The following is a 22936-nucleotide window of genomic DNA, read 5'->3' as shown; positions in this document are numbered from 1 at the left end:
GTCGCCGCGGCTTCTGCATTTCAGGCCAGCACAGGAATTTTTGAAACCAAGGAGATGACCCGATGTTCGCAATGCTGATGAACTGGATGAAGGCCAACAAGATCCTGCCGCAGATCTCGGATACCGAGCGGCAGGCCCTGGAAGCCGGTTCGATCTGGATCGATGGCGAGCTGTTTTCGGGGCATCCGGATTTCACCAGGATCCTCGCCGAGAACTACAACAAGCTGCCGCCTGAAGAGCAGGCCTTCATCGACGGCCCGGTGGAAGAACTCTGCCGGATGATCGATCGCTTCGAGATCGGCCGCACCAAGCGCATTCCGGACGACATCCTCGCCTTCGTGAAGCGGACCGGGATGATGAGTTTCCTCATTCCCAAGCAGTACGGCGGCAAGCAATTCTCGATCCTCGGCATCTCCACGATCCTGGCCAAGATCAGCGCCTACAACGCGACCGTCGGCACTTTCGTGGTGATTCCGAACTCGCTGGGCGCGGCCGAGCTGATCAAGCATTACGGCACCGATGCGCAGAAGACCGCTTACCTGCCGAAGCTGGCGACCGGTGAGTACGTGCCCTGCTTTGGCCTGACCGAACCCACCGCCGGCTCGGATGCGGCTTCGATCAAGGCCGATGGTCTGGTGTTCAAGGACGTCGACGGCGAAACCAAGATCAAGCTGAACTTCCGCAAGCGCTACATCACCCTGGCGCCGATCGCCAACCTCTGCACGATCGCCTGCAAGCTGCATGATCCGCAGAATCTGCTCGGCAAGGGCGAAGATGTCGGCATCACCTGTGTGCTGGTCCACGAAGGCACGCCGGGCTTCACCCATGGCGATCATCACGATCCGATCGGCGATCCGTTCTACAACGGCCCGCTGATCGGCAAGGACGTGGTGGTGCCGGTCAAGAACATCATCGGTGAGCTCGACGGCGCCGGTCAGGGCTGGCGCATGTTGATGGAACAGCTGGCTGGCGGCCGCATGGTGTCGCTGCCGGCCGGTGCGATCGGCGGAGCGAAGGCGGTGGCGGCCGTGACTGGCCCGTACTCGATGGTGCGCCAGCAGTTCGGCATTGCCATCGGCCGCATGGAAGGTGTCGAGGACAAGGTCGGCAAGATCGCCGCGCTCAGCTACATGCTCGAAGGCGCACGCGTGTTCGGCTGCTCGGCCGTGGACTCCGGCCAGCAGCCGCCGGTGGTGTCCGCGATCATGAAGGCCTACAGCACAGCGCTCAGCCAGGAACTGGTGATCGACGGCATGGACGTGTTCTCCGGCGCCGGCGTCATGCAGGGCCCGAACAACATCCTAGGCGCCGGCTACAAATCCGCCCCCGTCGCGGTGACGGTGGAAGGCGCGAATATCCTCACCCGTACCTTGATGATCTTCGGCCAAGGCGCGACGCGCTGCCATCCGTATGCGCTGAAGGTGGTCAACGCGGTCGAGCAGGACGATGCCTCGGCGTTCCGCAACAACCTGCTCGGCTGGATCGGCCACTTCATCGTCAACAACTTCCGCGCGGTCGGCCGCTATCTGACGCGCGGCCTCACTGCTGGCTCGCCGGTATCGGGCCCGACGGCCACCTACTACCGCCGCTTGGCTTGGAGCGCCACGCGCTTCGCGGTGCTGACCGATCTGGCGATGTTCACCATCGGCGGCAAGCTGAAGGTGCGCGGCAAGCTCACCGGCCGCTATGCCGATGCCCTCGCCTGGCAGGTGCTGGCGATCGGCGCGCTGCGCCGCTACGAGGCCGAAGGTCGCCGCGAGGAAGATCTGCCGCTGGTGCACTACTCGGTGCAGTTCGCACTGGCCAAGATCCAGGACGCGTTCGAAGGTATCTACGCGAACTTCGGCGGCGCACTGGGCGCGTATCTGTCCACCGTCGGCATGCTGCTGCTGCGTCTGAACCCTATCGGCGCGCTGCCGAACGACGCGCTCAGCCATCAATCGGCCCTGGCCATCCAGCGTCCGGGCGAGCAGTTCGATCGCCTGACCCAGGACGTCTTCAAGCCGGTCGACGAAAGTCTGGCCGCAGGCCGTCTGCTGAAGGCTTTCGCGCTGATCAGCAAGGCCGAGCCGGTGATCGCGAAGATCCACGCCGCGCAGAAGGACAAGGCACTGCCGCGCGGCATTCCGGAAGAGCAGGCGCAGGCCGCCGCCAATCAGGGCCTGATCACGGCGGACGAAGCTGCTCTGGTCCGCAAGGCCTACGCGGCGCGGCTGGAAGCAATCGAGGTTGATGTGTTCACGCCGGAGCAGTACTTCGGCGTCATTGACTCGCAGACGGACGGCGTGGTCCACGGCGCCGTCGAGCTGAAGCGGGCCGTGAATGCCTGATCGCCAGCCTCTGCTGTCGAGGCGTCTGGCGGTATTCGGAGGTATCGGGGCGCGGGAACTAAATGGTCCCCGCGCCTTTTTGTTGTCCGTCGATTGTCAAAAGCCTCGGAAAATCCCTGAATAAAGAGCCTATCGCTCCAAAATGCTGCGGATTTCATGTTTTGGCTCTCGACCTGCCGCGTGTCCCAGATCACACTACCGCCCATCGGCCACTGGTAGGACCGATACGGTGTTGTTCCTCTTCAACCATAGACGGTGACCGCTGATATCTGGCGCCGATCTACTGCAACCGGAAAGAATCGCCTCCAGCCATGATCCAAGCCATTTCCATCGTGCGTGCCCGTCCGGTCAACGCGCTGCTGTCCAGCTTCCTGACGCTCGGCGCCGCGTTGGCCATCAGCCCTGCGCAGGCGCAGCTACTGCCTGAGCTGCCGCTCCTTGGCGATCTGGGGGGTGCCGTCACCGTCGGTTGCCCGTTCCGCGTCTATACCTCCGACGACAAGAACACCGGCTTTCTGGACGACACCGCCACCTATGGCGTAGCGCAGATTCCGCTGTCGCTGCCGGCCGGCGCCTCGATCCGCATCGAAGGCCGATTCCCGAAGGTGCGCTACTTCTCGCTGCAGTCCTACGACGGCGCCAAGGGCGGCAACTTCATCGACGCGATGGCCGACGCCCGCATCCGCTCGGTCAGCAATGGCGTGCTCAATCCCAACGTCGCCGAGTTGCCTACCGGCGGCGCGCCAGGCGATGGCTACCGGCTGACCTTGCGTTACCAGGATCCGCCCAGCGATCCGGCACGTCGCCTGCCGAACGTGCTGTACGTCGGCGCACCGGTCACCAATGCGCTGCCGACCCGTGTTGCCAAGCAGATCAGCTACCGCATCTACCTGCCGAACCCAGGCGTCGACACACTCGGCAATCAGCCGGCACCGCGCCTGATCTACAGCGACCGCAGCGGCGAAACCAATTTCGACGATACGCCGGATTCCCGGAAATGCGATCGCATCGAAGCCGCTTCCAAGCTGTCGCTGACGCCGAATCTGGGCCTGCTGCCCAACCGCAATATCGCCTTCGAGCCGATCGCGCGCACCGCCGACAAGATCGCCTACCCGAACGGCGACTCCAACTATCTGCGGGCCGGCGCCTCGCAGCTGTACGGCAAGATCGTCGTCGTCCGCGCCAAGCGCATGGTCACGCCGCTGCTGCCACCGCTGGTGGGACCGACGGCCGACGTCCGTTACCTGTCGCTGTGCCAGTACCAGAGCGGCAATTCGTCCGTGGTGTCCTGCTTCACCGACCGAGGCCTGATCGTGCAGCCGGATGACTACGTGGTCTACGCGGTGTCGCCGACCAAGGAGCGTCCGAGCCGGGCGGTCGCGAAGTTCGGCATCAACTGGAAGCCCTGGGGTGATACCCCGGCTCAGATGCTGATCCTTCGCCAAATCCTGGCAGCGCCGGGCTTTGCGGGTGATTACGCACGTGCCGTCGCCCGGCCAACCGCGGACCTGGAGACCTCGCTCGGCGCCTATGCGCCGCAGATCAGCTACTGCGATGCCGCGACGTTCAACGCCTACGCCCCGAGCGGCGGCGAAGTGCTGATGGCGGCCTGCAAGCTGGCGACCACGCGCTGAGTCTGTTCTAGCTCGATCGGCCCCGGGCTTCCATTGCGGAGCCCGGGGCTTTTTTGTGGCCGCGATCGGCCGGCAAAACGCGTAGCGTGCGCGAGGCGCAGTTCGCGCACGCCCGGAGTTTCGAGTCGACGATGATCGCGGTCACCGAAGCGGCGAAAGCCGGGCTGTTCGCGCGGCGGCACTGGCTGCCGAACCTGATGGCCGGCTTGCTGGTCGGCGTGGTGTCACTGCCGCTGTCGATGGCTTTCGCGATCGCCTCCGGCGTCAAGCCGGAACAGGGCCTGCACACGGCGGTGATCGCCGGCCTAATCGTCGCCCTGTTCGGCGGCACGCGGAATCAGATCGCCGGGCCGACCGGCGCCTTCGTGGTGATCCTCGCCGGCGTCACCGCCCAGTACGGCGTCGACGGCCTGATCCTGGCCAGCTTCATGGCCGGCGCCATCCTGATCGCCTTCGGCCTGGCGCGGCTCGGCAATGTCATCCGCTTCATCCCGAGCCCGGTGGTTCTCGGCTTCACCGCCGGCATCGGCCTGGTGATCTTCATCAGCCAGTGGCCTTCTTACTTCGGCCTCGCGGACCCTGGCAGCGGCCATTTCCACGAACGCCTGTGGCGCTTGCTGCAGGCGTTGCCGAATGCCGATCCGGTGACCACGATGCTGGCCAATGGCAGTCTGCTACTGATGCTCGTCGGCCCACGCATTCCCGGCCTGTCCCGCGTGCCCGGCCCCTTGCTGGCGATGCTCGCCGCGACGCTGACGCAGGCGCATTTCCAGTTCGACAGCGTCATCACAATCGGCAAGGCCTACGGCGCGATCCCGGCCGGTCTGCCGGCGTTCTCGCCGCCGGTGATCACCGCCACCCGCCTCGTCGAACTGCTGCCGGCGGCGTTCTCGATCGCCCTGCTCGGCGCGCTGGAATCGCTGCTGTCGGCAGTAGTCGCCGACAAGATCGCCGGCACTCGTCACGACGCCAATCAGGAACTGATCGCCCAAGGCGCGGCGAATCTGGTGACGCCGCTGTTCGGCGGCTTCGCGGCCAGCGGTGCGCTGGCCCGCACCGCCACCAGCATCCGCAATGGCGCCACCGGCCCGCTGGCGGGCATCACCCATGCGGCGATGCTGCTGGCGATCCTGCTGTTCTTCGCGCCGTACGCCGCCAATGTGCCGCTGTGCGCGCTGGCCGCGATCCTGTTCGGCGTGTCCTGGAAGATGAGCGAAATGCCGCGCCTGAAGCAGATGATCGTCACCGCGCCGCGCGGCGACATCGCGGTGCTAGCGATCACTTTCGTGCTGACCGTGTTCGCCGACCTGATCGTTGCCGTCAACATCGGCGTCATCGTCGCGATGCTGCTATTCCTGCGCCGCATGGCCTCGTCGGTGGCGGTCACCCGCGAGGACGACGGCAGCCGCGCCGCCAGCCTGAGCGCCGCTGGCGTCGATCCCGCCACGGCCGTCGAAATCCTGAGCATCGACGGCCCGCTGTTCTTCGGCGCGATCGGCACGCTCGAACAGGCGCTCGCGCCGCTCCCGGCTGGGCGCAGCGTCATCTTCCGCCTGCATCGCGTGCCGTTCATGGACATCACCGGCATCGAGGCGCTGGCCGATGCGATCAGCAGCCTGGAGCGTCGCGACCAGCGCGTGCGGCTCTGCGAAGCGAACCCGCGCGTGCTCGGCAAGCTGGTGCGCGCCGGACTGGTGAGTCGCAGCCTGCCGCCTCGCTACTTCCGCACGCTTGAACTGGCGCTGACCGACAGCGCACTGCCGCACGCCTGATCGCCGCAGCGGCGGCTCCTGTGAGAGCCTAGGGAAAATAACCCGCCGACGACGATGGATCTGAGCCACGAACTTCCGCTGATCGCGACCATCTCCGTGGGCCTCGGCATCGCCTTCATTGCCGGCTTCGCGGCGATGCGTCTGGGCCTGCCGCCGCTGGTCGGCTATCTGGTCGCCGGCGTGCTGGTCGGGCCATTCACGCCGGGCTTCGTTGCCGACAGCGAGATCGCCAGGGAACTGGCCGAGATCGGCGTGATCCTGCTGATGTTCGGCGTCGGCACCCATTTCTCGATCCGCGATCTGTGGTCGGTGCGGCGCATCGCCCTGCCCGGCGCGATCGTCCAGATCGGCGTCGCCACCGCGCTCGGCTACTGGCTGGCGACCGCCTGGTGGGGCTGGCCGCTCGGTGGCGCGCTGGTGTTCGGGCTGTCGCTGTCGGTGGCCAGCACCGTGGTGATGCTGCGCAACCTGCAGGACCGCGGCCTGGTCGACAGCGCCAACGGCCGCATCGCGGTCGGCTGGCTGGTGGTCGAGGATCTGGCAATGGTGCTGGCGCTGATCCTGCTGCCGGCGTTCGCCAGCCATCTCGGCGGCACGGCGGAATCGCTGACCGTCAGCAGCAAGCCGCTCTGGTACACGATCTCGATCACCTTCCTGAAGATCGCCGCGTTCTTCGGCCTGACCTACGCGATCGGCCTGCGGCTGTTCCCGTGGCTGTCAGCGGCGCTGCTGAAATCCGGCTCGCGCGAACTGATCACCCTGTTCGTCACCGTATTGGCGATCAGCATGGCCTATGGCGCCGCGGTGACCTTCGGCGTGTCGTTCGCGCTCGGCGCCTTCCTGGCCGGCGTGGTGGTCAATGAAGCCGGCCTGACCCAGCGCTTCTCCAGTCAGGCGGAAGTGCTCGAGCACGTGTTCGCAGTGCTGTTCTTCGTCTCGGTCGGCATGCTGTTCGATCCAGCCGTGCTGGTGCGGCAGCCGCTGGAAGTGCTCGCGGTGCTGACGATCATCATGATCGGCAAGTCGCTGGCGGCGCTGGCGATCGTGCTGGCCTTCCGCCATCCGCTGGCTACGGCGCTGACCGTCTCCGCCAGCCTGGCCCAGATCGGCGAGTTCTCGTTCATCCTGATCGGCCTCGGCGTCACGCTGGGTTTGATGCCGACCGAAGGACGCGATCTGGTGCTGGCCGGCGCGCTGCTGTCGATCACGCTGAACCCGATGGCCTTCCGGCTGGCGGCGCGCTTCGAGCGGCGTTCGGCGCAGGCGCAGGCCGATCGGCTGGCCTCGATCGAATCGATGAGCGCACCGAGCGATCTCCAGAACCATGTGGTGCTGATCGGCTACGGACGGGTCGGCCGGGTGATCGGCAAGGACCTGCACAAGGCCGGGCAGCGCTTCATCGTCATCGAGCGCAGCCGCGATATCGTCGACCGCCTGCGCAAGCGCGGCATCCCGGTGATTTCCGGCGACGCCGCGATCGCCGATCTGCTCACCCAGGCGGCACTGGATCGCGCGCGCCTGCTGGTGCTGGCGATTCCCAACGAGCTGGAAACCAAGCGCATCTTCAATCTGGTGCGTGCCGCCAACCCGGCGCTGCCGATTGTCGTGCGCGCCGAGGACGACGACGAGCTGGAGCATTTCCGCAGCGCCGGCGCGGCGCTGGCACTCCTCGCCGAAAACGAACTCGGCCATTCGATGAGCCGCTACGTGCTCGACCAATGTGCCCAGTCGGCCAAGCCTTTAGCGCTAACCGCCGAGTAGATTCAGCACCCGCGCCTGCGCCAGTGCCGCCGAGCGGCTCGACACATCGAGCTTCGCGTACAGGTTCTGCAAATGCCATTTGATCGTGGTCAGCGACACCTCGCCGTGATCGGCGAGCTGCTGATTGTTAAGGCCGGTGGCCAGCAGCTGCAGCAGTTCGAGTTCGCGGCGAGTCAGCTTGCCGAGCAGTTTCGGCTCGGCCCCTTGCCTGCCTGCGTCGCGGCCCTTCGCCGGCACTGAACTCAGGCGCCCGCAGAGCTCGTTGAAGAAGCGCTGCTCGTCGACTGAGGCCAGGCCGGCGTCGCCTGGTTTCAGTTCCGACAACGTGGTGGCCAGCGTTTCGGCATGGCGCAGGAACGGCCGGACGATTCGCCGTGGCGTGGCGATGCGGATCGCCTGCACCAGATCGCGGCGCAGCAGGCTGTCGCGCTGGGTCGCGGCGGCGAGCTGGCCGCGCAGCAACAGCAGCTCGATCAACCTCGCCTGGCGGCCGCTCTTGCGCGCCTCGTTCAGCGCCGTGGCGATCACCGCTTCGGCCTGCTTCTGGCGGCCTTCGGCGATCAGCAGCTCCAGTTCGGTGGCGACGATCAACTCGCGCATCTGCGGGATGCGTCGCTGCTCGGCCAAGGCACCCGGCTCGTTGAGGCCGAGCCGCGCCGCTTCGTCGACCGCCTCCTGCACGCGGCCGAGTTCGAGCAGGCGCCGGATCAGGAAGCAGGACAGCATCTGCGCCAGCCGCGGCGGATAGACCGCGGCGATCTCGTGCAGCGTGGCCAGGGCCACCACGTCGTCGTCGACGCCGGTCCAGAGCAGCACCGCGGCTTCGACGCCAAGCGCCGTGGCTTCGAGAAAGCCATGGGTGCGCACCGCTTTCAGGCCGTATTGCACCAGCTGCCGCGCCTCGCTGGCGAGGCCCATGTCGATCGCGCAGCGGGCCGCCAGCAGCGCCAGATTGCTGCTGATGCCAGCCGGGCCGCCGAGTGCTTCGCGGGCAGCATCGAGCGCCACCACCAGCGCCGCATAGGCGGTCGCGCAATCGCCTTCGTAGATCGGTGCCAGCGAGGCGTAGGCCGAGACCCAGCCATCGACATAGGCGCTGCCAGTCTGGAACGCGGCTTGACGCGCGCCCTGGATCGAGCGCCGCGCCTCGGCGAAGTGGAAATGGCTGACGTGGTAGCCGGCGGCGATGCAGGTCGCGGCGGCGACATTGAACGGATCATCGTCATCGCGCGCCGAAGCCATCCAGTGAATAGCACCGGCGTAGGCATCGTTGAGGTGATCACTGAGGCTGTCGATGGAGATGCGCAGGATCGCCAGCCGGCGCTGCAGCACGGCGCTGTCGCCATCCTGGGTCGCCAGCCGCGCCGACAGACGCGCACTGTGCCGGCGCGCCTGCTCATAGCGCCGGCAGAAGGCCAGCGCCCAGATGTACCAGAACTCCGCTTCCGGTCCGGCTTCGATCTTGCGGTCGTGCAGCACTTCGATCCAGCGCAGGTACTGCAGCACGTCACCGCGATCCCGCACAAACGACTGGGCGATGCGCTCGAGCATCTGGCAGGCCGTGGCCGGTGATTCCGAAGCCAGCGCGTAATCGACGGCTTCGCGCCAGTAGCCGTGCTTCTCGCACCAGAGCGCGGCGCGGCGCATCACGGCGCGACGGCGGCTGTCGCTCAAGCCGCGTCCGGCTTCACGCACCAGGTAGTCGCGGAACAGACCGTGCAGTCGATACCAGTCGCCATTGCGATCGAGCGGAATGATGAAGACGTTGCGCTGGACCAGATCGTCGAGCCATTCGGCCGCGCGCGGATCGCCGCTGGCGTGGCGGCAGAGATCCAGGCAGAAGCTGCGCAACAGGCTGATGACCAGCAGGAACTCGCGCGCCTCCGGTGAAAAGCCGGACAGCACCTGGCGATTCAGCAGATAGGCCAGGCCTTCATCGGTGCCGGCGAAGCCATCCAGCGCGGTGCGTGGCGTGGCACTGCCGGCGAGGATGATCTGCGCCATTCGTGTGGCCGCCGGCCAGCCTTCGGTCTGCTGCGCGACGGCGGCGACGCCAGCCTTGCCCAGTGCGGCGCACAGCTCCGGCCCGAGCAGCCGCCCAACTTCGTCGACGCCGAAGCTGAGGTCCGCCGGGCCGATGCTGCGGATCAAGCCTTCCAGCACCGCCCGCGTGCTGTTCAGCGGCAAGGCACTGGTGCCACTGAGCACCAGGTTGACGCTGGCGCGCGTGGCGAAACACAGGCGATCGAGCAGCCGGCCCAGCGCCGGTTCGTTGCAGTAGTGCAGGTTGTCGATGAACAGGGTGATCGGCAGCGGATAGCGGTTCAGCGTGTCGATCAGCGCGTCGATGTGCCGGTCGACGCTTTCGTCGCCGCTGAACAGCGCCTGGGTCGGATGCAGCTTCGAGGGCCGCGTCTGCAGCAGGCTGCGCAGGCCGCCGATCACCGCATCGGCGGTGGTGTCGCGTTCGTCGAGCGCGTACCAGAGGCATTGCTTGCCGGCGCGTTGCAGATCGGCCATCAGCTGCGACATCAGCACCGTCTTGCCATAGCCGACGGGGGCGACGATGCCGAGCAGCTTGTTCGACAGCCCGCCGCTGCCGAGCACGCGATCGAGGATCGCAGTGCGCAGCGGCTCGAAGACGAAGGCCGGCGGATCGCTGCGGCCGACCTTGCGTTCGGTCGCGGCACTTCCGCCGTTGCCGGCGCGCGGGCGGCTCGATTTCGGCAAGGCCTGGTCCTCTGCGCAGATAAAGAGCGCCGAGACTACCCCGAACCCGATCACAGGGTTCCCCTCCCGAAGTACGGTTTTTTGCCCCTCCCTGCGCTCTACCTTCAGCCTCGTTGCCATGCAGCCCAACACCAGCCCGGCGCTAGACCGGTGCCTGAAGACCTTTACTGGAGGAAACGATGGATATCGCAATCAACGACGCCGAGCGCGCCCGCACGATGCCGCTCGAGGATTTCGACGTCAGCGACGTCAGCCTGTATCAGCGCGAGGCGCTGCATCCGTATTTCGAGCGCCTGCGCAAGGAAGCGCCGGTGCATTACTGCAAGGACAGCCTGTACGGCCCGTACTGGTCGATCACCAAGTTCCACGACATCGTCGCGATCGACACCAACCACAAACAGTTCTCGTCCGATCACACCAACGGCAGCTTCGTGCTCGACGACACCACGCTGAACGCGGTCGAGGGCGGCATCTCGATGCCGAACTTCCTCGGCATGGATCAGCCGGTGCATGACGTGCACCGCATGGCAGTCAGCCCGATCGTCGCTCCCGCCAACCTGCTGCGCTTCGAAAGCCTGATCCGCAGCCGTACCAGGGATCTGTTCGACAGCCTGCCGATCGGTGAAACCTTCAACTGGGTCGATCAGGTATCGATCCCGCTGACCACGATGATGCTGGCCACCCTGCTCGACTTTCCGTTCGCGGACCGCGCCAAGCTGACCCGCTGGAGCGACGTCGTCACCACACGCCCGGGCTACGGCCTGGTCGATACCTGGGAGCAGCGCACCGCCGAGTTGATGGAATGCCTCGGCTACTTCCAGAACTTGTGGGACGAGCGTCAGAAGCTGCCGCCGAAGGCCGATCTGATCTCGATGCTGGCCCATTCGCCGGCGATGCAGGGCATGACCCCGACCGACTTCCTCGGCATGCTCGTCCTGCTGATCGTCGGCGGCAACGACACCACGCGCAGCTCGATGTCCGGCAGCGCGATGGCCGCCCATCTGTTCCCGGGCGAGTTCGCCAAGGCCAAGGCTGATCCCTCGCTGCTGGCCAGCATCGTTCCCGAAGTGATCCGCTGGCAGACGCCGATCTCGCACATGCGCCGCACGGCGATCGAGGACGTCGAGTTTCGTGGCCAGCAGATCAGGAAGGGCGACAAGGTGGTGATGTGGTACCTGTCCGGCAACCGCGACGAAGAAGTGATCGACCGGCCACAGGATTTCATCGCCGACCGGCCGCGCGCGCGTCATCACCTGTCGTTCGGCTTCGGCATTCATCGCTGCCTCGGCAACCGTCTCGCCGAACTGCAGATCAAGGTGCTGTGGGAAGAGATGCTCCAGCGCTATTCGCGCATCGAGGTCGTCGGCGAACCGCTGCGGGTGCCGTCGAACCTGATCCACGGCTATGTCGAGATGCAGGTCCGCCTGCACGCCTGAACGCCGCCATCCAGAACGAGAGAAGACCATGCCCAAGATCATCTACATCACGTCCACCGGCACCGAGCATGCCGTCGACGCCGACAGCGGCAGCTCCGCGATGCAGACTGCCGTGCAGCACCGCATTCCCGGCATCGACGGCGACTGCGGGGGCGTGGCCGCCTGCGGCACCTGCCATGTCTGGGTCGATCAGAAGTGGCTGGACAAGATCGGCCCGGCGCGGCCAGGCATCGAGCAGGAGATGCTGGCGCTGACCGATGGCGCGACGCCGTTCAGCCGTCTCGCCTGCCAGATCGAGCTCGACGACAGCCACGACGGCCTCGTGCTGCGGATGCCAACGGATCAGCACTAATCGTGGTGATGACCCTCGTGCAGAATTTATGTAACACCGTTCACAATACGCGCAGGCCCTCCTGATCCAGTCCCCATGCGCGCGAATCCGATGACCCCTTTCCTCCGCCAGCTGTTCACCGTCGGCGCCTTGCTCGCATCGGTCGCCACGGCGCAGGCGGCCGAGCTGGCAAGAGTCGAAGGCTTCGGCCCGGTATCTCGGGGTCTCGGTGGCGGTGGCCTTGCCCATCCGACGGGTGCGGCGGCGATGCTGCTCAATCCGGCCGAGTTGCTGTCGATCCAGGGCGAGCACGAGTTCCAGTTCCAGTTCACCGAGATCCAGGCGCGAGTCGAGGTGATCAACACGGCAACCGGCGAGCGCGCACGCAACCTCGGCTACGGCGCCAACCGTGGGCCCTACGACCTCCCGGAAGTCGCCTTCGCCATCCGCCGCGGCAACTTCGCATTCGGCACCGGCCTGTTCGCGGCGGGTGGCTTCGGCGTCGAATTCGGGCGCGATACCTTTCTGTCGCGCACCACCACCAACAATGTCGTGACCGGCCTGCCCGCGTCGTCGCGCATCGGCGCGCTGCGGATTCCGCTGGCGATCGCCTGGCGGCCGCATCCGCAATGGCGCATCGGTGCCAGCCTCGATTACGTCAATTCCTCGGTCAACCTGGCCAGCCTGCTCGATGCCCAGCAGGTCGGCGGCCTGATCGCCTCGGGCCGCGCGACCGGCAGCCTGGTGCCGGTGCTGGCCGGTATCCCGAATCTGTCCGGCGCGCACTTCGACTTCATCCGCAACAACTATCTGGCCTCGGCGCTGACCAGCCAGGGCATCGGCGGCCGGCTTGGCGTCACCTGGCAGCCGACGCCGGCAACGGCGGTCGCTCTCGGCTACGAGTTCAAGACCCTGCTGGCCAACTATTCGGGACGCGGCGCGCTCACCGCGATCGACGCCGACAACAACCAGATCGTCCTGCCCGGCACCGGCAAGCTGCCGCGCCTGCAGTTCCCGGACGCCTGGCTGATCGGCCTCTCGCAGCGGCTGACGTCGCACTTCGCGGTGGTCGCCGATCTGCGTCACATGTTCTGGTCCAAGTCCTTCGGCAACACCGTGGTCGCCTTTCGATCAGATGATGGCGGCGATCTGCGCGTATCGCTGCCGACCGGCTTCCGCGACATCACCACCTTGTCCCTTGGCGCCGAGTGGCAGTTCCTGCCGGCCTGGACCTTGCGCGCCGGCGGCTCACACACGTTCCAGCAACTGCAGGACAGCGGCGCACTGAGTGCCGCGTTCTCGACCACCACCCGCAACCACCTGACCTCGACTCTGGTCTGGCGACTCGCCACCGCTCACGAGCTGGGTCTGGGCATGAGCTATGGCTTCACACCAGCGGTCTACAACCCGGGCGGCAACGTCAACAGCGTGCCGCCGATCGAAGTCCGCAATCGCCAGTTCAATCCGGTGCTGAGCTATGGCTACCGGTTCTAGCCCGACAGGAAGAAACGACATGCAGAATCTTGGTCAGAGCGGCGGCGAAGCCTGTCCCTTCTCGTTCAACTTCGATCCGGCCAGCTTCAAGGCTGGCGATCTGGTCAGCTATCGAGTGCCGGATCGCTTCGACGATTTTCCGTTCGTCGGCACCCTGCTCGCTGTCCACGACGATCACGTCGAGATTTCACCGAACGATCCGACCATGCCCGGCAAGCGCATGCGCGGCAGCCGGGAGAGCAGACCGGTCGTGCATAGTTCGGAAGCGCTCTGATCCTCTCAATCCTTTGTCACTGCAACCGAATCCATGTCCCAGAACATGTCTCAAAACTACGAGCAATACGAAGGCCTGATCTCCGGCAACGGCAACCCGCGTTGGAGCCAGAGCTACTACTACAACGCCTATGACCCGGCGACCAAGACCGGTGTGCTGATCCGCATCGGCCTGCTGGAGAACGCGCCCGAAGCCAACACCTGGCTGATCGCGTTCAAGGACGGCCTGCCGGTTTTTACCCGCACCAATCTGAACCTGCCGTACACGACCACGCGCCCGCTCGAGGGCCTGGAACTGGCCGGCATGCGCGTGCACGCCGAAGTGCCGCTGAAGCGCACGCGAATCACCTTCGCGATGCAGGATTTTTCGCTCGATCTGGTCTGGGACGAATTGCAGCCGATGGAAGACTGCATCGCCATGACCCAGGACAAGGAAGGCTCGTTCGCTCGCGAGATCGCCCATATCCATCTCGAAGGCACATCGACCGTCAGCGGCCATCTGATCCATCGCGGCACGCGCATGGAACTCAACGGCCAGGGCTTCCGCGACATCGCCGCCGGCCCGCGCAACTGGGACGCGCTGCAGCACTATCGCCTGGCCTGGCCGATCTTCGACAACGGCATGGCGCTGTCCGGCATCCGCGGCATCTCGACCCACGGCGGCTCGGCCTACATGCGCATGTTCCACGACGGCCAACGCTGGCTGCGCGTGACGCACATCGAAGACCAGCTCGAATTCGGCGCCGAGCCGTTCACCGTCACCAGCGCCCACTGGCGCTTCACCGACGAACTCGACCGCAGCTACGAATTCACCGCGAAGCCGCTGTTCAGCTGGCTGTTCCCGCTCGATACCTTCGTGCTGCGCGAGCAGTGGATGGAATACCGGATGAGCGACGGCACGTTGGGCTACGGCCTGTTCGAAACCGGCTATCGCCTGCCCTGGAACGGACTTGCTTAGTCGACGAAGCTGACCGTCCACTCCGCCCGCGAACCCTGCGCCAGGATCGGCGTGAGGTAGGCCAGCACCGCGCGCATCTCGGCATCGAAACCGAACGGCGGATTGACCACCAGCAGCCCGCAGGTCGACATCGGATGCTTGACCACGCCGGTGATCGGCGACGGCTCTCGCGCCGGAGTATCGACCTCGATCGACAGCTGCAAGGTCGGCTTGCCGGTCTCGCGCGCCACACGGCGCACGAAGCTCGAGGCCACGTGGGTGTTCTTGATCGGATACCAGGCCGCGTAGATGCCATTGGCGAAACGCGCCACCGACTTGCGGATCAGCTCGGATACCGCCTCGTACTCGTCGGTACGCTCGAACGGCGGATCGATCAGCACCAGCCCGCGCTTCTCCGGTGGCGGCAGCAAGGAATGCGCTTCGTAACCATCGCGAACATGGATCGTCGCCCCCGAACCGCGCATCGTGCGGCGCAGTTCGTCCGCCACTTCCTCGATCTTCTCGCACAGGATCAGCCGATCACCGAGCGCCGGCCGCAACATCTGCTGCGCCAGCGGCGGTGAACCCGGATAGAAGCGGCAACCGCCATCGGCATTGCCCGCCCGAACCAGCCGCAGATAGGCCGCAACGGCGGGCGGCGTCGAAGGCGCATCGACCGAAACATCGGCCAAGCGCCCGATGCCATCGCGCCACTCGCCGGTGCGATCCGCAACCGGATCACCGAGGTTGTAATCGCCCGCGCCGGCATGGGTATCAACAAAAGCCCAGGGCTTGTCCTTGCGGCTGAGCGCAGTCAGCAGCCCGGTGACGAGGACATGCTTGAAGACGTCGGCGAAGTTGCCGGCGTGGTAGTGGTGGCGGTAGTGCATGAGGTGGCGAATGAGACGAAGCGATCAGGACCGTCGCTAAGCCGCCAATGATCTACCGTGATCGCCTCGTTGACCACCTCTTTAAATCGCCCGCTCGCTATCCACTAGGCCCAGCATCTACTTTGGGCTGCTTCGGACAACCCGGACCCTGACAATTTCCGCCTCCCTCGACGTCAATCTGTGTATTCAGCGAGAACAGCAAGACTAGGGCGTCGACGGATGCCGGGGCATAGTTCCTTGCTTGCGCAGAACTCACCAGAGCACCACGCAGTGCCTGCAGGTAGCACCCGGCGACGTCTGCGATAAACAGGGCGTCCTTAATCTCGACAGTCCCGTTCAGGGCGATCAAATCGACTTGTCTCGATGGGGTCTCATCAGGCATCAGCACCAAAATTCCATGCACTGGACAACCCGGGCCTTGGCAGTTACTTCGCGAACCCAGATTTTCTTGGAGATTCATCGAGAAGCGAATGGCCAGCTTCAGCGCGTCAGGATCCGACACCCCTTGTTCGATAACCACCTGCAGAAGACTATCCAGATAGCAGTCGGGCACCGTCGTGTGTGACAGGGCATGGCGGACTCCAGCCTCTTGCAATATCTCTGGCAGATCGTCACTTTCGATAACAGTCTTCGTCACCATTCTGATCAATCTCCTTGATTAGTCTTTCAGGACGGGAATATTGGCTTTACAACGAGTGAGTCTGGAATTGGAATAAATGGAATCTTCAGTTTCGCTTCGCGACGATCCCAGAATCGGCCTCGAACTCAAGCCTGTCGCGCCTGATACGCAACAGATGTCGTTCTGGAAGATTTTTGAACGCTGACACCGATATTTCTGCAACCATCGCCTTAGCCTCCGAGTATCGTCCTGCTCCAGTCAACGCCTCGATACACGAAAGCCGGGCGCTTGCAACGCGCAGACTGTCGGACGGGAAACTACTCTCAAAGGATTTGAGCACCGGAAGGACTACATCCAGGGCCTCGTCATATCGACGCTCGTCATTGAGCAACTGCGCTAGATAAACCGCAACGTAGGCCGACTGGTCGTACAAACCGGCAGTCTCACTCGAAATACTGTCGCGCACCGACTTGAGTTCAGATAACCCGTGTTCCTTGCGTCCGGCGAGATAGTCCGCCCGAGCCAGACCGACTTTGATAACGTTATCCCAGCCCGATCCCTCCCGCAGCCACTCGTCAGCGATGCCGCGCGCCTTCTTCAAACGCGATTCGGCCAGCCGGTAGTGCCCTCGAGCCAAATCTACATAGGCAAGATTGCAAAGCAGTGCGATATCTGCACGCGTATGTTCGCCCTTGATCGATGTATTGATTTCCTGTGCGGCACTGAGAACCTTCTCTGCCTCATCAAGATCTTCAAACTCCGTCAGCGCTACGCCGAGCAGCCGGCTGGCGGCGACGAAGAATTTCTGGTCGCTGGAACCAAAAAGAGCCAACAGATCACGAGCCTGTTTGATCGCCAAGTCATACTGTCCAAGGAAGAATCTTGCGCGTGCTATCTCGAGCCTCAGGTCACGGAGCGCTGCATTATCCTGACCATGTTTCGATATCAGGGTAACAATCGTCCGTTCGAATTGCGGAAGATCATTCTTCAGCCGCCCCAAGCCATAGCTGAGCGCCAGACGCTTGGCTAACACAGGAACGAGTAATTCTGAATCTTCTCCGAACTGTTTGCGATAACCCTGCTCGGCGCGCGCCAACTCGGCATCAGCCTCAATGTTGTATTCGAGTGCGTCATATGCAGACCCCAATGCATAGTGAAGATCGGTCTTTACATCAGGCTGATCTTCGAACTGCTCAGGCATCTGTGCCGCGGCGCGATCAACAAGCTCTTTTACTGAAAGATCCCTGACTTTCCGGACGTCGTCGTTAACGTGGGCGAACATACCTCCGGCCAGGAATTCGCCAACTGCGCGTGCCCTGGCGGCCTCCTTCTCTGCATGCTGACGGGCATCGTTGGCGCGCCAGGCGAACAGACTGGTCGTGATCATGCCGATGATCAGAGTGGCTGCCGCCAGCATCAGACCGATGCGCCGGGCTCTTGCCCGCTCCAGGGCTCGTGCGAGGCGTTCGCTCCGCTCCACCACTAACCGTTCCGCTTTGCGAAACGATCGACGAGCTTCGATCGTCCTTAACCTGCGCGCGAGCTCCCGTGGATCTGCTAGGCGTCGCTGCGGATCGCCATCGGCAGCGGCGTTAATGTCTTCGCGGAGGATTTCGTCGTCCACTGCGGCTTCCCAGCCGGCTTCGAGCCGGCGGGACAGGTTGCCGGTGACGAACTGGTAGAGCATCACGCCGAGGGCGTAGATGTCCGCCTTGACTGTGGCCGGCTGGCCGGCCAGCACTTCTGGTGCGAGATAGAGCGGTGTGCCGCTGGTTTCGCCCTGGTTCGGGTCGAGCACTTGGGTGAAGCCGAGCTTGGTGATCTGCAGGCGGGCCAGGTATTCGGAATCGTACAGGCGGCTGCTGCCGAAATCGGCGAGGCGGATGGTCGGCCGGCCGTCGTTGTCGAGGACGACGAAGACGTTGGCCGGCTTCAGGTCCTTGTGGAGCACGCCGACGGCATGAATCTCGGCCAGCGCTTCGGCGATCTGGGCAATCAGTTCCAGGCGCGCCGACAGCGGAATTCGTTCGACGCCGCCACGGGCGGTGAACCATTCCTGCAGGCTGCCGGCGGCGCAGTATTCGGCTTCGACGAACCACGGCGGCTCGTCGAAATTCCAGTCCAGCAGATCGACATAGCAAGCCTTGTCGCCAAGGCTTTCATGCAGCAGGCGGTAGACGGTGACTTCCCGCTTCAGGGCCGACAGGCCGTGCAGTTCGGTGGTGAACTTGAACACCCGCTGGGCGCGGGTCTTGGTGTGCTCGGCCAGCCAGCAATCGCCAGAGCGGCCTAGCCGACGTATCAATTTCCAGTTCGGGCGCATCGGCGGAGAGTCGCCGGGCTGGAACGCGAGTTTCGGCGGCGCGATGGTGACGGCGTCGTCCGACAGCAGCTGGGCTTCGACGTCGAAGCGATAGCCGAAACCGAACACCGTCTTGATCAATGCCGCGCCATCATCGCCGAGCACCTGACGCAGCTTGGCCACGCAGTTGCCGAGCACGGATTCGGTGACGATGCGGCCGGTCCACAGCGCATCGATCAGATCATTCTTGGTGATCATTTCGCCGGGATGGCGAAGCAGCATCATCAGCAGATTCAGCGGCTTGGCTTCGATCTTCAGCAGCTCGCCACGCAAGCGCAGTTCACGCCGGGTTTCGTCGAGTTCGAACTCGCCGAAACGCCAGCGTGCACTGTGCAGCGACGGACCCGACTCGTCGCCGAATTCTGGTGGTGCCTTCTTCGACATCCCCTGACCCTGTTTGCGGTTTGCGAGCGCCCGAGCTCGTCCGACTTTTTAACTACTGATCAATGACCGTGAGCAACTGACGAAAATCGGCGCTTCCCGGCGCCCGATCAGCCCTCTAAGGTTGCGTGATGCATTCGCGGCGAACATCTGAGACGAATGTCACATCTGCATTGATCATGTGCGCAAGACGCGGACTAAGCGAGGACAGCGGCAGCTCGCTTTGAGAACTGGCTCACAATCTGCCTGTGACGCGGCAGGACTTGCTCCGGTCGTCCATTTTTGGAAGCGGCTTGGAGGCGTCGAATCAGACAACCATCATCGGTCGCCGAATGCCGATCAGCCCGAGCAGTTCGTTACGGCGAACGAACGCGATCAGCAGGCAGGACAGCCAGACCAGGCAAGCCATCCCGAACAGCTGGCCGCCGTCGAAGCTCCCGTCGGCATTGCGCACTGACACGCCGAGCGGCGTGAACAGATGGAACATGATCGCGCCGCTGATCACGCCAAGTCCGATCAAGGCGCCGAGGCCCTGGATGCGTGGCCGGGCGGTCAAGGTGCCGAACAGGATCAGACTCGAGGCGACCAGTTCTGCAGAGCCGACGACGTAGGCGCTGAACAAGCCACCCGGCGCGAACAGGCCGGGGAAGCCGAGGCTGGCGGCCCAGGGGTCGAGCTTTTCTTCGAAGATGTAGATGGTTTCGACGTTGCGCGTGAATTTGAAGAACAGCGATTGCACGAACACGAAGCAGACGAACAGCGCCGGCAGCTTGATCGCGTGTTTTCTGATGAAGTCCATGAGCAGGCTCCTGTGGCATCGATGGGCCGCAAGGGCCAGATGCAGGCAGCTTGCGCGTCGACAACACTCTCGGCCAGTGGTCTGCGTACGGGCTTTGCTACCAATCGTTCAACGCGGCTGAGTCAGCCGAAGAGGCCGCTCAAAACCAGCGTTCGCCGCGCTTCATGTCGGTGCGCCACAGTTTCAGCAACTCGATGAAGCTGATCGTCGGTGCGCCCGCCGCGGCATTGGCTTCACCGATTTCGATCGCCAGCTTCCACTGCGCAATCATCGCTTTCCAGCCTTCCAGCAGCGGCGTGCCCGGATGGTAGATGTGGGCCGATTCGGCGGTGACGCCGTTCAGCTCCATCACCTTGATGCCGCGCCCATTGCGCAGCGCTTCGTCATCGGGGCAGCGCAGATCGATGCGGCCGAAGTGATAGCCGGGCACGGCATCGACGATCGCCGTCATCGCCAGCCGCAGCGGCTCGCTCTTGAACTGCTGGCCGTCGAGAAACAGCGAGCCGCGGCAATGGGCGCCTATTTCGACCAGCGGCACGACAACATCAGCCGCCGGAATTTCATCGAGCCTCGTGGCAAAACGCTCGAACAATCCGGGCGCGATCAGCCGCGCGCGCGGGTCATCGAGAATCAGCTCGCCGAGCGAGCGATGGCCATCGCCGGTGACTGTCGGAAAGCACTTGTTGACGATCGACAGCAGCTCGACTCGCGCGGTGTTCGGATCGCGATAGACGAAGACGCCGAACTCGGCGCCGCTGATGTGCCGCTGAAGCACGACGTCATCGAACGCAGCAGCGAGATAGTCGGCCGCCTGTTCCTCGTTGCGAATCACTGCGACACCGCGGCCGCGCTGGCCGATGTCCGGCTTCAGCACGATCGGATAGCCCGGCCCCGTTTCGACAAAGCGCCTCAGCGCTTCGACGCGTTCGGCCAGCGGCCAAACGACCGGCAGCATCATGAACTCGGCAACGTAGTCCGGCGCGTTGGCCTGCAGTGGTCGCAGCGCGTCCTGCTTGGTCTCGCCGATGATGCCGCTGGCTTTCAGGCAGGGATTTGCTGCGGTCACGGCCATGAACGGCGTGGCGCGCGCCGAGCGGGCCAGGATGTAGACGACGATCGGCGGATAGAACGCCCAGGCCGGCCAGAATTCCCAGCGCGCGAGCCGCGACAGCTTGATGCCGAGGCGATCGCGGAGGGTCGTTTGAAAGCCTGCCGCTGCGGCCTGCTGCTCCGCCCCGTTGTCTGCGCTGATCAAGCCTTGTGCTCGCGCTCGTAGCGGATCGTCGCCGCCGCCTTTCCGACGCTCTCGGGCAGGGTCAGGCCCTGCGGCTTGAGCACCAGGCGCAGCAGCGCATAGTGGTGAACGGCGTGGCCAGCGACGAACAGTAGTTCCCGCAAGGGCGTCGAGCCGCTGACGAAGCGATCATCGCCCGCCACGCCGCCATCGAAAGCCACGGCGATCGTTTCCGGCCAGGGGCGATCAAGTCTTTTCTTGAGGCCTTCGGCAAGCCGTTCGCAACGCGCCTTGGCAACCGCCGGATCACGCTCGACGCTGCGATCCCGGTCCCGGTTGTCGTAGTCGACGACGCCCTGATCGATGCCGGCAAGCAGCACTTCGTAGTGCTCGATGATGTGGCGCAGATGCGGGCCGATCTGCTCTTCGAAACGCAGGCCGGCACGCTCGGCGATTTCGGCGATGCCGGCACCTTGATGAAGCATGTCGATGGCATAGACCACGGCACGGCCGAGAGGATCACGCGCGTGCATGCGGACCTCCGAGCGGCGCCAGAGCTGTCGGCTCGCAGCGCTTCAGCGCCAGCGTCCAGGCGATATCGGCATTCTCGCGGTACATCAGCATGGAATAGGTAACGGCGAATCCGATCGTCGGTGCCAAACCCGGCGCCAGTGTCAGCAAAATACTCGGCGTGCCAATGAACAGATGCACGCTGATCAACAGGGTATAGGTCAAGGTCAGGCTGCCGGTGATCGACAGACACGCTCCGCGCTTCGGCGTGCTGGGCAGCCAGAACAGCGTCCGCATCAGCACCACGCAGCTCATGGTGATGATCACGCTCATCATCCAGTGCGTGAGGCCGATCAGCGCCGCGTGCGGCAAGCCGACATGGCGATTCACGAAAAAGGCCCAAAGGCCGTAGACCATCGCACCGAGGACTGCACCCAAGGGGCTGTCCATCAGGCGATACAGGCCTCCCAGAAAACGGTCTCGCATCCGTGACAACTCCGCACGAGCGCCCTGTGCGCCGTTATGAACCACGTTGCCGCCAAAGAACTCAGCACGGGCTATACCCGATAGGTCCGATGTCATGCTTGATCCTGCCAGCGGCTCCGATTGCCACGCCTGCAGCTTTGATCGGAGCGCGCAAAACACCTGAGGATGTGCAGATAAGCGGGCGTTATTTGAACAATATTCTAACGTGACAGCGCCGACGTCCATGCTGGCTGCTCCGAAGGCGCTGTCGAAGACGAGCCGAGCTACTTCTTGATCACGCTATCGAAGCTGGCATCGGCCTTCTTGATGTAGCCAGCCTTGTCCTGCTTCCACTTCTTGGAAACGTCTGCGTCATAGTTCAGATACAGCTTGTCGTTGACGATGCTCCACTGATCCGGCTCGATCTTCACCACGTGACCCTCGGCGATGCCGTAGGCGCAGTAGCCGCCGTACTGCGGCGCGTACTTCGCCGGCTCGGCCTTGAACTTGTCGAGATGATCCTGGCTGGCGAACTGCCATTTGGCGCCCATCCATTCGTGGACGAACTTGTCGCTGCCCTTCACCGGCTTGCCATCGGTGAAATAGGCCACCGGGTCATAGCCGCGGATCGCGGTGTCGGTGCGTTTCGGATCGCTGAAGTAGCCGCCACCCTCGCCGAAAGTGTTGATCGCCGGCGCCGCCAGTGCGGGGCCGACGGCGGCCAGACTCAACAGCAAGGTGCCGGCAAAACGTTTGATCGAATTCATGATGTTCACTCCTGGACTCGCGGAACGGTGTCCGCTTTGGTGAGTTGCATGATCCTCGCGGCAGCCACTGCCTGCCAGTTGGAGGCGTCCGGCTTTTGCTACCGATCGTTCATGGCTGGCTGATCGCAAAAGCTCGGATCGATAGAAAAATTTAGATTGCATTCACTCTCTATGTTTCATATCGTGCCCGAACACAGCGACCCGAGCGGAG

Annotated in this window: 18 protein-coding genes; 9 read left to right on the top strand and 9 right to left on the bottom strand. The window is 64.1% G+C overall.

Going from position 1 to position 22936, the window contains the following annotated elements; translation table 11 throughout:
- The first annotated feature begins 62 nt into the window (after positions 1–62).
- The 4 genes from G513_RS0117370 to G513_RS0117355 all read left to right on the top strand — a co-directional run bounded on the left by G513_RS0117370 (position 63) and on the right by G513_RS0117355 (position 7497).
- A complete protein-coding gene (locus G513_RS0117370) occupies positions 63–2330 on the top strand; it encodes an acyl-CoA dehydrogenase (RefSeq protein ID WP_022978136.1) in 2268 nt (755 codons plus the stop codon).
- Between the two features lie 311 nt (positions 2331–2641).
- Positions 2642–3964, top strand: coding sequence for a hypothetical protein (locus G513_RS0117365; RefSeq protein WP_022978135.1), 1323 nt, complete (start codon positions 2642–2644; stop codon positions 3962–3964).
- A gap of 131 nt (positions 3965–4095) precedes the next feature.
- The gene (locus G513_RS0117360; protein ID WP_028475689.1) at positions 4096–5736 is read left to right on the top strand and encodes a SulP family inorganic anion transporter; all 1641 of its coding nucleotides are present in this window, start codon (positions 4096–4098) and stop codon (positions 5734–5736) included.
- 60 nt (positions 5737–5796) lie between these two features.
- Entirely contained in the window at positions 5797–7497 is a 1701-nt protein-coding gene (locus tag G513_RS0117355) for a cation:proton antiporter domain-containing protein (RefSeq protein ID WP_028475688.1), read from the top strand.
- Here the strand turns inward: G513_RS0117355 and G513_RS0117350 are convergent.
- Positions 7483–10227, bottom strand: a complete 2745-nt coding sequence (locus G513_RS0117350) for a winged helix-turn-helix domain-containing protein (protein WP_022978132.1) — start codon at positions 10225–10227, stop codon at positions 7483–7485. The genes G513_RS0117355 and G513_RS0117350 overlap by 15 nt on opposite strands.
- Before the next feature lie 179 nt (positions 10228–10406).
- Here G513_RS0117350 and G513_RS0117345 point away from each other — a divergent pair, with 179 nt between their 5' ends.
- The 5 genes from G513_RS0117345 (at position 10407) to G513_RS0117325 (ending at position 14719) form a co-directional block, all read left to right on the top strand.
- Entirely contained in the window at positions 10407–11663 is a 1257-nt protein-coding gene (locus G513_RS0117345; protein WP_022978131.1) for a cytochrome P450, read from the top strand.
- A gap of 28 nt (positions 11664–11691) precedes the next feature.
- A complete protein-coding gene (locus G513_RS0117340) occupies positions 11692–12015 on the top strand; it encodes a 2Fe-2S iron-sulfur cluster-binding protein (protein ID WP_022978130.1) in 324 nt (107 codons plus the stop codon).
- A gap of 90 nt (positions 12016–12105) precedes the next feature.
- The gene (locus G513_RS23840) at positions 12106–13488 is read left to right on the top strand and encodes an OmpP1/FadL family transporter (RefSeq protein ID WP_169560689.1); all 1383 of its coding nucleotides are present in this window, start codon (positions 12106–12108) and stop codon (positions 13486–13488) included.
- Between the two features lie 19 nt (positions 13489–13507).
- Positions 13508–13762: a hypothetical protein gene (locus tag G513_RS0117330; protein WP_022978128.1), complete on the top strand. Its 255-nt coding sequence runs from the start codon at positions 13508–13510 to the stop codon at positions 13760–13762.
- A gap of 33 nt (positions 13763–13795) precedes the next feature.
- Positions 13796–14719: a DUF7064 domain-containing protein gene (locus G513_RS0117325; RefSeq protein ID WP_022978127.1), complete on the top strand. Its 924-nt coding sequence runs from the start codon at positions 13796–13798 to the stop codon at positions 14717–14719.
- Here the strand turns inward: G513_RS0117325 and G513_RS23835 are convergent.
- From G513_RS23835 to G513_RS0117285, 8 genes are all read right to left on the bottom strand, one after another.
- On the bottom strand, positions 14716–15588 hold the full coding sequence (locus G513_RS23835) for a 23S rRNA (adenine(2030)-N(6))-methyltransferase RlmJ (protein WP_022978126.1): 873 nt from the start codon (positions 15586–15588) through the stop codon (positions 14716–14718). The two genes, G513_RS0117325 and G513_RS23835, sit on opposite strands and share 4 nt — an antisense overlap.
- Positions 15589–15685: 97 nt before the next feature.
- The gene (locus G513_RS0117315) at positions 15686–16228 is read right to left on the bottom strand and encodes a hypothetical protein (protein WP_022978125.1); all 543 of its coding nucleotides are present in this window, start codon (positions 16226–16228) and stop codon (positions 15686–15688) included.
- Between the two features lie 85 nt (positions 16229–16313).
- Positions 16314–18953: a protein kinase domain-containing protein gene (locus G513_RS25140; RefSeq protein WP_022978124.1), complete on the bottom strand. Its 2640-nt coding sequence runs from the start codon at positions 18951–18953 to the stop codon at positions 16314–16316.
- 304 nt (positions 18954–19257) lie between these two features.
- Entirely contained in the window at positions 19258–19749 is a 492-nt protein-coding gene (locus G513_RS0117305; RefSeq protein WP_022978123.1) for a hypothetical protein, read from the bottom strand.
- Positions 19750–19888: 139 nt separating this feature from the next.
- Complete coding sequence (locus G513_RS0117300) at positions 19889–21004, bottom strand: beta/alpha barrel domain-containing protein (protein ID WP_022978122.1); 1116 nt, start codon at positions 21002–21004, stop codon at positions 19889–19891.
- The gene (locus G513_RS0117295; protein ID WP_022978121.1) at positions 21001–21516 is read right to left on the bottom strand and encodes a hypothetical protein; all 516 of its coding nucleotides are present in this window, start codon (positions 21514–21516) and stop codon (positions 21001–21003) included. The genes G513_RS0117300 and G513_RS0117295 overlap by 4 nt, the downstream gene beginning before the upstream one ends.
- The gene (locus tag G513_RS25860; RefSeq protein ID WP_156891778.1) at positions 21503–22204 is read right to left on the bottom strand and encodes a hypothetical protein; all 702 of its coding nucleotides are present in this window, start codon (positions 22202–22204) and stop codon (positions 21503–21505) included. The genes G513_RS0117295 and G513_RS25860 overlap by 14 nt, the downstream gene beginning before the upstream one ends.
- A 38-nt stretch (positions 22205–22242) precedes the next feature.
- Entirely contained in the window at positions 22243–22725 is a 483-nt protein-coding gene (locus G513_RS0117285) for a YHS domain-containing (seleno)protein (RefSeq protein ID WP_028475686.1), read from the bottom strand.
- Positions 22726–22936 lie beyond the last annotated feature (211 nt).

It is taken from the genome of Nevskia ramosa DSM 11499 (assembly GCF_000420645.1).
In the GTDB taxonomy this organism is placed as follows: domain Bacteria; phylum Pseudomonadota; class Gammaproteobacteria; order Nevskiales; family Nevskiaceae; genus Nevskia; species Nevskia ramosa.
This window is presented reverse-complemented; position numbering and strand designations above follow the sequence as displayed.

Excerpts from the sequence above, each read along its gene's own strand:
- G513_RS0117340 (WP_022978130.1), top strand. The coding sequence starts at position 11,692 with ATGCCCAAGATCATCTACATCACGTCCACCGGCACCGAGCATGCCGTC.
- G513_RS23840 (WP_169560689.1), top strand. The coding sequence starts at position 12,106 with ATGACCCCTTTCCTCCGCCAGCTGTTCACCGTCGGCGCCTTGCTCGCA.
- G513_RS0117370 (WP_022978136.1), top strand. The coding sequence starts at position 63 with ATGTTCGCAATGCTGATGAACTGGATGAAGGCCAACAAGATCCTGCCG.
- G513_RS0117345 (WP_022978131.1), top strand. The coding sequence starts at position 10,407 with ATGGATATCGCAATCAACGACGCCGAGCGCGCCCGCACGATGCCGCTC.
- G513_RS0117330 (WP_022978128.1), top strand. The coding sequence starts at position 13,508 with ATGCAGAATCTTGGTCAGAGCGGCGGCGAAGCCTGTCCCTTCTCGTTC.
- G513_RS0117365 (WP_022978135.1), top strand. The coding sequence starts at position 2,642 with ATGATCCAAGCCATTTCCATCGTGCGTGCCCGTCCGGTCAACGCGCTG.
- G513_RS0117285 (WP_028475686.1), bottom strand. The coding sequence starts at position 22,725 with ATGAATTCGATCAAACGTTTTGCCGGCACCTTGCTGTTGAGTCTGGCC.
- G513_RS0117295 (WP_022978121.1), bottom strand. The coding sequence starts at position 21,516 with ATGCACGCGCGTGATCCTCTCGGCCGTGCCGTGGTCTATGCCATCGAC.
- G513_RS23835 (WP_022978126.1), bottom strand. The coding sequence starts at position 15,588 with ATGCACTACCGCCACCACTACCACGCCGGCAACTTCGCCGACGTCTTC.
- G513_RS25140 (WP_022978124.1), bottom strand. The coding sequence starts at position 18,953 with ATGTCGAAGAAGGCACCACCAGAATTCGGCGACGAGTCGGGTCCGTCG.
- G513_RS0117325 (WP_022978127.1), top strand. The coding sequence starts at position 13,796 with ATGTCCCAGAACATGTCTCAAAACTACGAGCAATACGAAGGCCTGATC.
- G513_RS0117360 (WP_028475689.1), top strand. The coding sequence starts at position 4,096 with ATGATCGCGGTCACCGAAGCGGCGAAAGCCGGGCTGTTCGCGCGGCGG.
- G513_RS0117315 (WP_022978125.1), bottom strand. The coding sequence starts at position 16,228 with ATGGTGACGAAGACTGTTATCGAAAGTGACGATCTGCCAGAGATATTG.
- G513_RS0117305 (WP_022978123.1), bottom strand. The coding sequence starts at position 19,749 with ATGGACTTCATCAGAAAACACGCGATCAAGCTGCCGGCGCTGTTCGTC.
- G513_RS25860 (WP_156891778.1), bottom strand. The coding sequence starts at position 22,204 with ATGGACGTCGGCGCTGTCACGTTAGAATATTGTTCAAATAACGCCCGC.